The 15,218-nt window shown below is 37.4% G+C and carries 11 protein-coding genes; 1 reads left to right on the top strand and 10 read right to left on the bottom strand.

Annotated elements, in window-relative coordinates:
* Nucleotides 1-81: 81 nt before the first annotated feature.
* From tkt to BMY14_RS09415, 8 genes are all read right to left on the bottom strand, one after another.
* Complete coding sequence (tkt, locus tag BMY14_RS09450; RefSeq protein ID WP_091831166.1) at nt 82-2,073, bottom strand: transketolase; 1,992 nt, start codon at nt 2,071-2,073, stop codon at nt 82-84.
* A gap of 41 nt (nt 2,074-2,114) precedes the next feature.
* Nucleotides 2,115-2,570: a ribose 5-phosphate isomerase B gene (gene rpiB / locus BMY14_RS09445; RefSeq protein WP_091831164.1), complete on the bottom strand. Its 456-nt coding sequence runs from the start codon at nt 2,568-2,570 to the stop codon at nt 2,115-2,117.
* A 38-nt stretch (nt 2,571-2,608) separates the two neighbouring features.
* On the bottom strand, nt 2,609-3,967 hold the full coding sequence (locus BMY14_RS09440; RefSeq protein ID WP_091831162.1) for a sn-glycerol-1-phosphate dehydrogenase: 1,359 nt from the start codon (nt 3,965-3,967) through the stop codon (nt 2,609-2,611).
* A gap of 34 nt (nt 3,968-4,001) precedes the next feature.
* On the bottom strand, nt 4,002-4,817 hold the full coding sequence (locus tag BMY14_RS09435) for a PTS system mannose/fructose/sorbose family transporter subunit IID (protein ID WP_177177536.1): 816 nt from the start codon (nt 4,815-4,817) through the stop codon (nt 4,002-4,004).
* Between the two features lie 2 nt (nt 4,818-4,819).
* Nucleotides 4,820-5,584 (bottom strand): PTS mannose/fructose/sorbose/N-acetylgalactosamine transporter subunit IIC, encoded by a 765-nt coding sequence (locus BMY14_RS09430; RefSeq protein ID WP_091831158.1) that lies wholly within the window; start codon nt 5,582-5,584, stop codon nt 4,820-4,822.
* A 26-nt stretch (nt 5,585-5,610) separates the two neighbouring features.
* Entirely contained in the window at nt 5,611-6,084 is a 474-nt protein-coding gene (locus BMY14_RS09425) for a PTS sugar transporter subunit IIB (RefSeq protein ID WP_091831156.1), read from the bottom strand.
* Between the two features lie 25 nt (nt 6,085-6,109).
* Nucleotides 6,110-6,517 carry a PTS sugar transporter subunit IIA gene (locus BMY14_RS09420; protein WP_091831154.1) on the bottom strand — a complete coding sequence of 136 codons (408 nt, stop codon included), beginning with the start codon at nt 6,515-6,517 and terminating at the stop codon, nt 6,110-6,112.
* Nucleotides 6,518-6,835: 318 nt separating this feature from the next.
* Nucleotides 6,836-9,499 carry a sigma-54-dependent transcriptional regulator gene (locus tag BMY14_RS09415; RefSeq protein WP_245741345.1) on the bottom strand — a complete coding sequence of 888 codons (2,664 nt, stop codon included), beginning with the start codon at nt 9,497-9,499 and terminating at the stop codon, nt 6,836-6,838.
* A 272-nt stretch (nt 9,500-9,771) separates the two neighbouring features.
* Here BMY14_RS09415 and BMY14_RS09410 point away from each other — a divergent pair, with 272 nt between their 5' ends.
* Complete coding sequence (locus tag BMY14_RS09410) at nt 9,772-10,431, top strand: NUDIX hydrolase (protein ID WP_091831152.1); 660 nt, start codon at nt 9,772-9,774, stop codon at nt 10,429-10,431.
* A 130-nt stretch (nt 10,432-10,561) separates the two neighbouring features.
* Here the strand turns inward: BMY14_RS09410 and BMY14_RS09405 are convergent, their stop codons facing one another.
* Nucleotides 10,562-11,887, bottom strand: coding sequence for a 6-phospho-alpha-glucosidase (locus tag BMY14_RS09405; RefSeq protein WP_091831150.1), 1,326 nt, complete (start codon nt 11,885-11,887; stop codon nt 10,562-10,564).
* 69 nt (nt 11,888-11,956) lie between these two features.
* The gene (locus tag BMY14_RS09400; RefSeq protein ID WP_091831148.1) at nt 11,957-15,100 is read right to left on the bottom strand and encodes a pullulanase X25 domain-containing protein; all 3,144 of its coding nucleotides are present in this window, start codon (nt 15,098-15,100) and stop codon (nt 11,957-11,959) included.
* Nucleotides 15,101-15,218 lie beyond the last annotated feature (118 nt).

Below are 15,218 nucleotides of genomic sequence, written 5' to 3'. Positions count from 1 at the left end.
ACTTTAAAATTTTTTCAAATCAACACTATGGTAACAGAAAAAGCAAAGTATATCCCTATTGAGAATACTTTGCTTTTTGTGTTATTTCCCTAAAACTTTTTTCATAGTTTCTGTAACATTTTCTACCATAAAGCCATATTTTTCAAATAAAATATTTGCTGGTGCTGATGCACCAAATTCGTGCATCGTAATAACTGCACCATCTAAACCAACATATTTTCCCCAACCAAAATCAGAACCAGCTTCAATGGCAACTCTCGATCTAATATGAGCTGGCAATACACTTTCTTTATATTCCAGCGATTGTTGTTCAAATAATTCCATAGATGGCATACTAACAACATTAACTGCTATATTTTCTTTTGCTAGCTCTTTTTTTGCTGCTACTGCCAGTGCAACTTCCGAACCACTGGCAATTAAAATACCATCGAGTTTTTTCTGGTCTGTTTGGTCTATAATATAAGCACCTGCTAACGCTTTTTTGCCCGATCCAGCGTATTGCGGTAAATTTTGTCGAGTCAAGACTAATGCAAATGGTGTTTTTTCACTATTCATGGCACAATACCATCCTGCCACCGTTTCAGCTGCATCGGCTGGTCTAAAGACTGTAAAATTTGGCATTGCCCGAAGCATAGCGAGTTGCTCTATAGGTTCATGTGTCGCCCCGTCTTCCCCTACACCTATACTATCATGTGTCAAGATATAGATTAATGGCAACTGCATAATCGCTGCTAAACGAGCCATGGGTTTGATATAATCACTAAAAACAAAAAAAGTTGCTACATACGCTCGCAGACCACCATGCAATAAAATACCATTGCCAATACCAGCCATAGCTAGTTCCCTTACGCCAAAATGTAGATTGCGCCCTTTATATTCAATTGCACTAAAATCACCGCTGTCTTTCATTACACTTTTATTCGACGACCCCAGATCTGCGCTGCCACCAATTAAATTAGGAAAAATATCTTTTAAATAATTGATACACCGCCCGGAAATATTTCTTGTTGCATCCGGTTTATTTTCACACGCCCAAAATTGTTCATCATGTAACAACGATTTTGCATTTCCTTTTTGATGATAAACCTCCCACTGTTTCGCAGCTTCGGGATAAAGTTTTTTATAAGACTGAAACATTTCAGCCCAAGCTTCTTCCTCTTTCACTTTAATCTGTGTGATATCTTGATAATGCTGATAAACAGCCGCTGGTATTTTAAAGGCTTCAAAATCAGCCCAACCCAATGTTTGGCGCAAAATTTTTATATTTTCCGCCCCTAATGGTGCTCCATGCACACTTGGTGTCCCTTGTTTTGGCGGACAACCATAACCAATTTCAGTGTTTATTTTTATAAAAGATGGTTTGTCTTTTTCGGCTTTTGCTGCTATAAGAGCTTGGCTAATTTGATCTAAATTCGTTCCATCTTCAATGGTGATGGTTTGAAACCCAAAAGCCTCCATACGTTTACATACATCTTCTGTAAATGCCAGATTTGTACTGCCTTCAATCGTAATTGAATTACTGTCATACAAAACAATCAATTTAGAAAGTCCCAACGTTCCGGCTAGAGAAAATGCTTCTGATGAAATTCCTTCCATTAAGCAGCCATCTCCACCTAAAACATAGGTATAATGATCGACAATCGGAAACTGCGGTTTATTAAAGATTGCTCCCAAATGCGCTTCAGCAATAGCCATCCCAACAGCCATTGCCATACCCGCTCCCAACGGACCCGTTGTTGCTTCAACTCCCATCGTATGTCCATATTCAGGATGTCCTGGTGTCAAAGACCCATCCTGACGGAAATTTTTCAAATCATCAATCGTAAGACCATAGCCAAAAAGGTGCAACAAACTATATAAAAGTGCCGACCCATGACCTGCTGACAAAACAAAACGATCTCGATTGACCCATTCTGGATTTTTAGGATTATGCCGCATATGCTTTGCCCACAATTCATAAACTGCCGGAGCACTGCCAAGCGGCATTCCAGGATGACCAGATTGTGCTTTTTCAACTTGATCTGCGGACAAAATTCGTAATGCATTCACACATGATTCTTCTATTTTTCCCATTTTACCTTTATTCCCCTTTCTCTTCAATCCATCCACTCCAGCTATAGATTTTTCTGTTCATAATTTGTAATAAATGCAATACGATTGTGGTGTTTTCCTCCTATAAATGGCGTTGACAGCCAGACGTTAACTATCTCCCATGCCATCGACGCGGCAATGACTCTTGCACCCATACATAAAACATTTGAGTCATTATGTTCTCTTGTTAATTTCGCCGAAAATAAATCATGAATCAGTGCCGCCCGAACACCTTTTACTTTATTTGCCATAATAGACATTCCCACACCAGTTCCGCATAATAAAATTCCTTTTTTCCCCCCTCGCGCATTAGCTATGTTCTCAGCAACGGCTTGCGCAAATTGCGGATAATCCACTGATTCTTGGTTATACGTTCCCACATCTTCCACAATAAATCCACTTGTCTGAAGCTGCTTGGTTAAAAATGTTTTTAATTCAAACGCTGCATGGTCACTACCAATTACAATAATTTGCTGCATATTATGACTCCTTTCAAGACGCATAACCTTTTATCTTTTTAAAATTCTTTTTTTATTTCTTCAGCAAAACGATCCAATAAACCAAGATCATCCAAAACCCCTAAAATAGTATATTTGGATCGCACTTCTTTTGCCATACGAATTGAATCTACCGCATCTTGAACCGTTATTCCAATTTCTTCTGGTGTTGTTGGTGCACCTGCAGATTTGAGCATATTACTAATTTGTTGCGAAGATGGAATCGTATTTAAAATGACTTGAATCTCCTTCCAATGATCTTTCAAACGTTGAATACGTATTAATCTGTTTTGTACTGAATATCTTTGCTCCGTTTTTATTTCTTCAATTATTTCTTTTGCACTGTCATGGTAGTAACTCGTTACATCTTTTTCCCATGAAACTTCATTGAATGTTTTTGCTTTCGCTTTAGCATCGTCAAAATTCACAGAGATGTTTGCCAACTTTTTGTATAAATTCGTGATGATTGTTGTCGCTACACCAACTTGTACCCCATGCGGTGCCAAATTAGTATGGTCTGCTAATGAACGCATTTCCCAACAATGCGATAAATGATGTTCTGAACCAGAAGCAGGTCGCGAATTTCCTAAAAAGCTCATTGCGATTCCCGTTAAGACAAGCCCTTCCATAACATATTGAATAGCCTCTGGATCTCGTTGTTTAATTTTTTCGATATTATCCCGGCATGTTTGTACCGATTTATGCACCATTTCATAAATAACATCGCAATAATACTCATCATTTACAATGCGGCTGATTTTCCAATCACTAAGTGCCGAATATTTTCCCATAATATCGCTCCAGCCACCCATAATCATTGGCATCGGTGCCGCTTTTAAAATATCAACATCACCAATAATAACTTTTGGACAAGCTGTATTATAGGATGTTTTAAGATTACCAATTACCAGTGCGGCATGCTGTGAAGCAAATCCATCAACGGACGGTGCCGTAGCAACTACAATATTATCAATACCCATTTTAAAACTGACAAATTTGCCAAGGTCATTTAAAACACCAGTACCAACCGTAACAATAACATCAAAATCTTTTTCAGTATGGATCAAAATATTCCCCACCGTTTTTTCATCGGGAATAATGCGTCCTTCTAAAATGTAGATTTTATAATCAAAGTGATCTCTTTTTAAAACATCTGCCACTTTTTCAGCAGCAATATTCCACGTAATTGAATCAGAAATTAATAGAGCTTTTTTATATCCAAGTTCTCTTAAAACGGTTGCTGTTTTTTGAATAGCTCCAGGCTCAATGATCACTTTTTTCATAGTAATCTGATGTTTTTGTCCACATTGGCATTCCATCGTTTCTCCTAATAAATCAGACAAAGAACATTGATCTATATTTTCTAAAGTTAATTTCATAATAACTAATACACCTTTCTACGCATTCACTATTTTAAAAAATTCCTAATGCACCCGTAATCGCTCCAAACAAAATCAAAATACCCATTAATTTAATTGGAGAAACACCGGCCTTTACCATTTTTAAAACCACCAGTGTCAAAACGAGAGGTATCATGCCGGGAAATAGTTTATCCAATAAATCTGTCTGTAAACTAAAGATCGAACCTGCACCCAAATCAAATGTAAAAGCAAACTGAAGTGGAATAAATCGTCCTACCAGACCACCCATAACCAAAGTTCCTAGAATAGACGCCGCTTCAATCACACGGTTTATCTTCCCACCTGACATAATTTGTTCTACTGCTAAACGTCCATATTTATAACCATTCATCCACATACTAAAAGAAATTGTTGTCATTATGATAAACTGAGCCAAAATAAAAATAATCGGTCCGGCAATATTATTATTATTCGTAATTCCGATACAAATAGCCAGCATAATCGGTGTGATAACACCTTGTGTTAATGTATCACCAATACCAGCAAGGGGTCCCATTAAACCCGTTTTGATACCATTAAACGCCTGATCAGTAATTGGTTTTCCGTTGGCACGTTCTTCTTCCATAGCAACAGTAACACCATGAATTACAGACCCACAAATAGGTTCTGTGTTAAAAAAAGATAAATGACGCTGCATCGCTGCTTTTTGTTCTGCCGGTTCTTTATAGAGCTTCTTGATAACCGGTAACATGGCGTGTGCAAATGCTGTCGCTTGCAAACGTTCATAATTATAATTCGATTGAGCAAACATAAACCAATTGAACCAAGATTTTATGACATCACTTTTAACTAATTTTTGATTTGACATAATTACATCCTCCCTTCGCCGGATTGTGAACTATTTTTCATTGCACTAATTGTTAAAGCAATAACTACACCTATAATTGATATAATAATGATATCCATTTTAAACTGAACAGCCAAAAGTATCCCTAAGACAAAAAATGGCATAGTAAAAGAATTTCCAATCAATTTCAGATTCATAGCAATACCTAAAGCAGGTAACATGGCTCCAATTACATTAAAAACATGTAAAACATTATCCGTTAAAATACTTAACATGCCATTCACAGCACTTGGTCCATAATATACAACCAAGGTTGCCGGAATAAAACTAACAACAAACAATAATATTTGTGGCGGTACAACATTGATAAATGCCACCCTATTAATATTCCCTTTTTCTACTTCTCGATCTGCCCAATGAACAAAAAAGGAATTGACAGTCATTTTTGCAATCCATAAAACCGTGGCAATTGTCCCGAGTGGAACCGAAATAGCCATCGCTGTACTGACATCAAGATTTGAAATAATTGCTAGTGCTGTCCCAGCATAACCCGCAAATGATGGATCTCCCATTTGGGCACCACCAGCTGAAATAAACCCTAAATAAATAACATTAATACCGGCTCCAATCAATGCGCCTTCCATTGGATGTCCTAAAATGATACCAGTAATAAACCCCGCTACCAGTGGACGATTCAATGTGAAAAAACCTACATACGTACACCAAGGACTCCATGAAAGATAATAGAAAAATCCAATCAATGCTGCCTGGAAAAATGATACTTCCATCTCTTATTCCCCCTCAAAATATTTTATTAAAATAATGTTTCAATGTTTTTGGCTGAAGCATCTGGTACGATCTGTACATAAACATGAATTCCACGTAAGATCAATCTCTTAAAGCATTCTTTTTCCGCTTCAGAAATAGAAATATTGCGATACAATTGTTTTCTTCCGACAACAGCCCCCATACCACCAAGATTTAATGTTTTGATATCAACTCCGCCCTCGATAAGTGCTTCAACCGTTTTGGGTGTTTTCACCAAAACCATAACGCGTTCGCCGATATCTTCGCCTTTTAAAATTTCAGCGGCCACTTCAATGGTATGAATACCAATTTTAAAGGCATTCGGTGCAGCCATTTGTAAAATTTTAATCATAAATTCATCTTGAGCAACTTCATCATCCACAACAATGATACGGTTTGCTTTTGTTGTTTTCGACCAGGCGGTAACAACTTGACCATGAATTAATCGATCATCAATGCGCGTTAATACAATATTCAACATATAAAACATCCTTTTTTGACTAAATTTATAACAAACCCATTTCAGAAAATAATTCTTTTACACCATCGATACCAACCTGCATGCAATGTGTAGTTAACTCCACCAATTCATAATTGCCACGCATCGTCAGAGCCTCTAATAACATTGGAAAACTCAGTCCTGTGATACAACGGAATTTGGGTTTAATATTCTGACTTGCCATAGCTGTTGCATTATATGGGCTTGCACCAAATAAATCTACAAAGACAAGTACACCACCTCCTTCATCGAGCTCCATAATTGCGGTTTGTACTTTAAGTTTAAATGTTGCAATATCATCACCACGATGCAAGCCAAGCGACAGCGTATGTTGTACATTCCCAACAATCAATTCAGCACTTTTTATCATTCCTGCCCCAAAATCTTCATGTGTTAATAGCAAAATACCAATCATCTTATCACCTCCTATCTCTGTATTCCAATATAACTTTACAATCTTTATTAATGCAAATATTATGCCAATACAGATGATTATGTGTATTAAGAGTAAAATGGCCTTTCTATATAACATTTCATAAATGTATTTCACCAATATTTTTCCTGATTTAATAAAAATCTGTCTCAGTATAGATAAAGTATTATGTGTATTACTGTTCTTTGTTAATGTGTATCACAATGTGTATTAAAAAGGATTCAACCTCATGTGCATTTTGAGGTTGAATCCTTTTGTCGGAGACTAAACTATGTATGTTTATTTGCCTTGCGAAAAATTTCAATAAAAATGTAAGTATAGCATTTCAACAACATAAGTAACTTCTGTATTGGGAATCGAAATACCAAATGACTCTTCTGCCAGCACGAAATCCAATTTCACAATATGAAATAAATGTTCTTTTTCTTTTTGAACCTTTATAAAATTTTTATAAGGCAATGGTTCTTTCCGAATAACACGCTCTAACATACAAGAGCAATGGAAAAAAAATTTAAGGCGAATAACTTCATCCGCAGCTTGTTCGTAGTCGGCAAGTATATGGTTTAAAACAGCCTCTAAAATTTTATACGTCTTTTTCACATTTAAAAAAACTAATATATTTTCCAACATTTTAAATACGTTATTGGTAAATGCCGGCTGGATCGGAAATTTCTGTTCACGATATTCTTCCTCATGCAGCGACATATCCGTAATTTTAATTCTTTCACCTATAAACGGACTCATTGTAATTACACTTTTAACCAGCTCATCAAGAACCATATTGGGCATCATTGCTTTACGTGCCGCCTCAATTACCATCGGTGTACTAACCATCCGAATTGTTTTAGTTGGTATCCCTGTCTTTTTTGTAATAATCTCAGAAAATGTAGTCAGCGATCCCATATCAACTAAAATTAAAACACCACTGCCACGATGAATTCTCTTAACAAATTCAACTGCTTTTTGCAAAGTAACCTCAACTTTTGATTCCATTGGCATATCTAAAGCATGAAGACAATCATACCCCAATAAAGTTTTTGCAACTTCTACCATATTACTTGCAGTTGACTGACCATGTGCCATGACCAGGACCTGTATATTACCATCCACTTTACTATGCCGTATCGAATACAAGAATGCACCAATAAAAGCAACCTCATCTTCCGGTATGTTAATAGAGAGCACTTCTCCTACTGCGGTTTTTATTTTTTTTGCAACATGGTATTCATCTGGATATTTATTGCTAATTTCAGATATATTAGGATATATGGTGATTTCTCCCTGTCGAATTCTTTCAACCAAAGTCTCCATATGCAGTGCCAAACTATAAATAAGTTTTGTATCAACAACCGGACCAAATAACTTTGGAGCTGCATTTAACTGTTCTTCAATAATATGAACAATTTCTGGTGTTGCAAGTTTAGACAGTACTTCTTTATCAACTTGTAAGTTACATTTCAAAGCTTTTGGTACAATCTCATGCATGCGCTTTTGCATCTTTGTCCTGATGCTTTTTTTTATTTCCGGTATAGAACATCCTTTTTTATATAATTTTTGCGCATTTTCCAAAATAAACTCATAAAATGTATCATCCATTTGATAGTCATCATAGAGTAAAATATCATGCAGATTTTCATTCAAATCATTTTCACTACCATTAAAGGTAATGGTCTCGCAATCGTTCAAATTAAAATTTTGCATAATTTCCTGTCGTTTTTCATCCAAAGAGAAAAATCCTTCTTTTAACTGATCTGTTAATTGTGATAATTTGATCTGCACTCCTTCTGTTCCAGCTGTAACATATTCAATAAATGCATTAGCACAAATGAGTTGAATGTCATTGCGTAATTGACCAATATTACCTGGACATTTATATAGCAGCAACACTTTTAAAACTTCCTTGGCTACCGTGAGTGGAACTTTAATTTTCATAGATTCTTCACGAAAAAACTGACAAATCAAAAGCATTCTTACTTTTAGCGGTCTTTCATTAATCCCAGGAAGTGCAATAGTTAAAGGAATTCTCCGTAAAAAAGTTCGTAAAATTGCCGATTCAGGGTTTTCCGTAGTAGCAGCAATAATCAGTACATTAGCAAAATGAGTTTGATCGGTTTCACCAAGTCTTTGATATGTTCCCCTGTCAATGAGAGAAAATAACATTTCTTGCCCTTCCGGAGGCAAACGATGAATTTCATCTAAAAATAAAATACCACCATTCGCTTTATCCACTAAACCACGTCGTTCTTGTCCTGCGCCTGTATAAGCACCTTTAATACAGCCAAACAATTGTGAAATCAACAATTGTTTATTTTCAGCATAATCTGCACAATTAAAGATTACATAAGGCGCTTCTTTTGGTAATTTCCCAGATTCAATGGCATATTGATGCATAACACCAGCAAATGTCGTTTTCCCACTTCCGGTCGGACCAATAAGCAATGTATGTAATCCGTTTGGCGGATATAAAATAGCTGCTTTTGCCTGTTTGATTTGCGTTTGTAGATCATCATGTACACCGATAATTTTCTCCAGTATGCCTTCCGCTGGATCTAATTTATGTTTATTTTTCACTTTCGCCATAAGCGGCTGCTTTATCTCTACCACTTTTTGTGATATTTTATCTAAAGACAGCAACGCTCCAGCTTCAAATCCCAAAGCAGATTTAAAAGCCTCTACATTTGGAAAAGCAACACTTTCAAAATGTATCTGAACAGCTTTTTCTACTGAACAAACTGCTAGATATAAAACTGGTTTTCCTGCTACTTTAATAGCCTTTTTTTCCCTTACCAAAATATTTAATTCCATACTTACATTGTTTCGCAATAAATTCAGTTGCAAAGCAATATCTTTGGTGGAAAAACCAACTTGTAACGAGGTATTAAGCTGATTTACTATAAGATCCGTCATTTGAATCAATTGATTTAAAACACGATTTTTTCTTATTTCACTACATTCTTGTTGCAACTATATACACACTCCTTACATTTTCTCTATCACAGGACAGAAAAGTTCATATTCCTAAATAAAGCACGCTTATATATGTATTCATAAATATGCGAATACAAATTTGTAATTTATATTCTACCATACTTATTAAAAGAAAAATAAATATTTTCAGATTGTTCAATCTTTAATATTGGATTGAATTTAATGAACCCCTTTCTCAAACCATCAGACTATGTTATCGTATATATAGTTAATTGTATTTACATACCATAATCGAGGTGTATTCTCTTATGCAAGAAAACGACCTATCCAGTCTAAAAAAGTCCTTACCTGAGGTTCCTGGTATTCAGGGAATCGATGAATATATGCCTGCGGCTGTACTCGTTTTATTACTGCCAATAGAAAATGAATACCATTTTCTGCTGCAAAAAAGAAGTGCCTTTATTTCGCAAGCTGGTGAAATTTGTTTTCCTGGCGGCAAATACGACCCCCAAAAAGACATATCACTAAGGCAAACTGCTTTACGCGAAACAGAAGAGGAACTCGGACTTTGCCCTGACAAAATTTCTATCATTGGTCAACTCGATACGCTGGTTGTCCCCCTGGGAAAAACGATCGATACCTTTATCGCTACGGCAGACTACACGCTTGCCGATATAAAATCAAACCCGGCCGAGGTAGAGCACGCCTTCACACTGCCCATATCCTTTTTTGAAAAAAATCCCCCCTCTACCTATAACGTTATCTTAAAAAACCATCCATCCTATATCAATCATCTGAACGAAGAAGTCCAGTTATTACCAGCAAGGAAATTAGGCTTGCCGGAACAATATCAAAAACCCTGGGGACAATTTCGCCAGCGTATTTTCACCTATCAAACAAACGAAGGTGTTATCTGGGGCTTAACCGCACGAATTATTCGTGATATCTGCTGCAAACTGCGGCCTTAAGCTTGTTTAAAATCACTGAATTTTCACCGATGAAATGTGTGTATTGGTGAATGAAAAATTTATGCATGGGACAATCGTAAAGTAAAACAAGCTGGATACCGCATTGGTATCCAGCTTGTTTTACTTATTTTTATTTCAATTCTGGCCAGTAATCTTTATTAGCTTCAATTAGATCATCTAAAATTTGTTTTGCAACACGAGCACTAGGAACCGTCTTCGACATGGTAATTGCTTGCCAGAGTTTCAGATAAGATCCTTCCGCCCAGGCTTCTACTGCTAATTTTTCGACAGATACCTGTTGCTCCATCAAACCTTTTTGAAATTGTGGAATAGCACCCACCGTCAAAGGTTCTGGTCCGTTACAGCCAACAATGCAAGGAATTTCAACCATAGCTGTCGGATCGAAATTTGAAATTGCACCTTTATTTTCAACAATCAATAACATTCTTTCTTTGCTATTGTAAGCAATCGCACGAGCCAAATCAACAATATAGGACGCATGCTCATCCACCTCAAAACCACAGTTTTTAGCTGTACCAACCTCTGCAATCCGTCGGCATTCCGTAAAGACGGTTTTTTCTCTTCCCGCCATGACTTCATTGGCTCTTGTATATTCACGATTGGCATGTTCAACCACTTCATCCTGACAGAGATAATATTTCAAATACGTATTCGGCAAAGTATTAGGGTCCAGCTGATAAAATTCTTTAACCATATCGTACGTAACGCTCCAGCTTGGATCCGCTTTAAATTCTGGGTCATCAAGATTATACCCTTTTTGTCCTACATATTCGCGAATTTTCGGCATCAGATCATTACCTTGGTGATCCATTATACTCGTCCACCAACCAAAATGATTTAATCCATAGTAACGAATTTCCATATCTTTACGCGATTTCAACCCGGCAATAGCCGCCATACGACGTTCAATACCAATGGGCATATCACAGATATTCAAAATTTTAGCTTTAGGTCTAAGCTTACGAGTTGCTTCAGCAACAATGGCAGCAGGATTCGAATAATTGAGCATCCAAGCATTCGGAGAATATTTTTCCATATAATCAATGATTTCTATTATACCGCCAATCGAACGCATACCATATGAAATGCCGCCAGGTCCGCAAGTTTCCTGCCCAAGCACATCGTATTTCAACGGAATTTTTTCATCAAGCTCCCGCATTGCATATTTACCAACACGAATATGAGCCATAATAAAATCAATATCACTAAATGCTGTCTGTGGATCTGTTGTTGCTTCAAACTCAATATCCGGTGCTTTTTCTCGCAAAATAATTCCACAGGCTTTGGCTACTATTTCCTGCCGTTTTGCATCATTATCATAAAATTTCAATTTACGAATTGGAAAACGATCCAAATTCGCCAAAAGCATCATCACAATTCCCGGGGTAAATGTACTGCCCCCGCCTGCTACAACTACCGAAAATTTCTTATCCATACTATATACGCCTCCAGAATATTTTATCCATTTTTTTATTTTTTCTAATAACACATTGCCAAAAGAGCCCTATTTATTTAGCAGCATTCTGGCTTTTAAGGTACCGAGTTCAAGTGTCAGCCTGCCATTTTGCACCGAAACTATATAGTTATCATCCAGTGCATCTTTGAAGAGAGTCCCTTCAGCAAAATTCGATGCATCCAAAACAATTTCTTTGGAGTTACCGCGATTCATGGCTATGATAGCGTCTTCACCTTGATTCGAGCGTCCATAAACATAAACATCACCATCTGCTTTTAAGGTAAATACATCACCATGCGCAAAGAGCTGCTTGTGATCATTCCTGACTTTAATAATTTTTTTGTAATAGCTTAATAACTCTTGATCTTCATGTCCCCAAGGATAAGTTCTACGACAATCCGGATCTGAGCTTCCATATACACCGACTTCATCACCATAATAAATTGTCGGCATTCCCGGATAACCCATAAGGAAAGTCGCTGCCAGCTTAAGTTTAGCCTTACCTTCTTCATAGTTAAAATCTTTCAAAGAAGCTTGCGTGACACTATCCTGGCCGCCGCCAAATTTAAAAATAGCGCGAACCACATCATGTGAATCCACGATGTTCATCAAATCATACAGAGCTTCTTTCGGATAATTTTGCTGTAAAGTTTTGAGTTCAGCATCCGCTGCGGCTGCATCGCCTTTATTCAAAAACAGATCGCCTACGGCAAAGCTGAGTTTATAGTTCATGACGGAATCAAACTGATCCCCCGTAAGGAACTGTGATCCATCCTGCCATATTTCGCCAAGCAGCAAGGGTTCATCACCCTGTATGGTTTTAATTGTCTTCACCTTAGCTCTCACAGCTTCCCAAAATTCCGCCGGAACTTCTTTGGCCACATCAAATCGCCAACCAGCCAACCCTTTTTTAAACCAGGTTGTAATGACAGCATTATCATCATCGATAAAATATTTATCAAGGTCGATATTGTTTAGCTGATTTGGCTCATCTTTCACAGGTGAATCCGCGGTTGGCGGAAAATCTTTAAACGGAACAAGATTTGAATAACCCTGCCATGAATGATATTTATATGTCGTTCCCATTTCATCGATAGTTTTTTCATTTGATATGTCAAACCAATTCTGCCAATTGTAGGAACTGAACACTTGACCTTCCGCCACCAAAGATTTTTTTGCAGCCGCTTCAGCTTGAGACTGTTTCATATGTTTCGTATTCATAAAATCATAAACTCTTGACCAGTATTCATAGGCACCCACCGTTTTATACTTACCATAGCGGTCAAAATAGATTGAATCATCGCCGACATGATTGAACACACCATCCATAATTAAGTGCATCCCACGTTTGTCCATCTCTTTAATCAAATTATCAAAATCTTTTTGTGTGCCAAGGAAGGGATCAATCTTTTCATAATTCACTGTATCGTAACGATGGTTTGATGCTGCTTCCATGATTGGATTCACATAGATTGCAGTAATGCCAAGATCTTGTAAATAATCTAATTTTTTCGTAATCCCGACTAGATCACCACCAAAAAAATCATTACATTCATAGGAATCCCCATCAAGTTGTGGTGTTCTGGAATGATTTGTTGGTAATTCATTCCAGTTTTTATGTTGAATCGGCTGCAGACCTCGAGCAGTTGTCTTCGCATTATCATTACTCGGATCACCATTAAAGAAACGATCCGGGAAAATCTGGTAAGTTACCGCTTCTTTCGCCCAATTCGGTGTCTTATAATCGGCTCGGTAAACAGTCAGTTGAAATGGTTTTGCATCCCGCAATGTAACCATTCCCGTCTGTCCTGGTTTTGCATCATCACCATATTCTTTAATTCCATTAAGAATAAATTTATAGCCATAAACTCCATTATCGTTAATTTGAATTTTTTTGGACCAAATATCTTGATTGTTTTGACTGCCAACAAAATCCAGATCATAAACCGTCCTCGTACCAGCACTGTAGTCAATATTATATTCATCGCCACCTCTGGCTACAATTCTTGATTTGAATAACATGAGCTGTGCTTTTTTGATATCGCCTTTTTGTCCTCTGATAGCCAAAGTCACACTATCACCCGCTTTAATTGCTTCAAATGGCTGCCGACTCGAAAGTTCCCAAGTATTATGATAAAGTTTATCTTCATGAATACTGCCATCGTCAACCAGCAGTTTGCCACTTTTTGCATCAAAATAAAGTGTCAGCTTACTGTCTTTCGTTACGATAACGGGCTGCTCTGCCAGCTGCTTGCCTTTTTGCCTGATCGTCACATGATAGGTTCCGGCTTTTGCCTCAAGACTTGTCGTATAAAATTCATCAAGAATTGTATCTCGCATCAAAAGATCACCTTTGGCCATCTTTGCAAAATCGCCGCTGACGATAGGTAAATCCTGATCCGGTAACAACTTGTAACTGTTGCTGTCTTTTATTTTGTGTGTTGTATCATTGTAGTAAAATGTCACTGTCTGCGGCTTAGTCAAAGTCATCTGGATATTAGAACCATCCGCATTGCCATTCAAACCATAGTTTTCATTCCAGCTTCCATTGACGGCAATTTTATAGCTGTAAGACCCTGCAAGCAAATTTGTCGTATAGCTGTAAAAGCCATGCCCCAAATCTTTCATCTGCGTTTTCATATCGCCGGGATCCCAATCCTTAGCTGCACCAAGCTGACGCTGCAAATTTCCTGCAACCATTATTTTTCTTTGCTGCTCAACTACAGTAGTTTCTTTTTTTCCGGCTGGTGGCTCAGCCATCCCAGCATAGCTATACGTAACAATATGTGTAATCCCATCATAATCAAATGTCACGTTTTGTGCAGATTTAAGATGTAGTGTTATATTTGCTCCATCAGGCTGCCCTTTATCACCGTAGTTTTCGCTCCAACTACCACCAATCGCAATTTTAAATTCATAATCGCCGGCAGGGAGTTTGCCTTGAAGTTCATATTTTCCATTTCCAATATATTTCATCCGCGTTTTTTGATCATTCGGATTCCAGACTTTGCTGCCTCCCAGTTCACCTTGCAAACTACCAGCAAGTATAACCATTTGTTCCTCTGACTGTGATGCTTCTGCTTTTGTAATAAAGTTGATATCCACTTGGGGTAATTCAATCAGTGGAGCTGCAAACAAACCAAGTGTAACTGCTAAAACAATAGCACGCATTCCATTCTTTCTATGTGCCATAGATTTCGCTCCTCTACAAATTTTTACCTATATAAGTTGCATTAAATATTCTATATGGCAATCGTCAGGAATGAGATATTCCCTATGTACCATCCCTGGCAGACTGATAGGCTAGATG

Origin of the sequence: Propionispira arboris, from assembly GCF_900109225.1 — a bacterium.
Classification (GTDB): Bacteria; Bacillota; Negativicutes; order Selenomonadales; family Selenomonadaceae; genus Propionispira; species Propionispira arboris.
The sequence above is the reverse complement of the archived record's forward strand: the minus strand, read 5'-3'. Positions and strand labels throughout refer to the sequence as shown.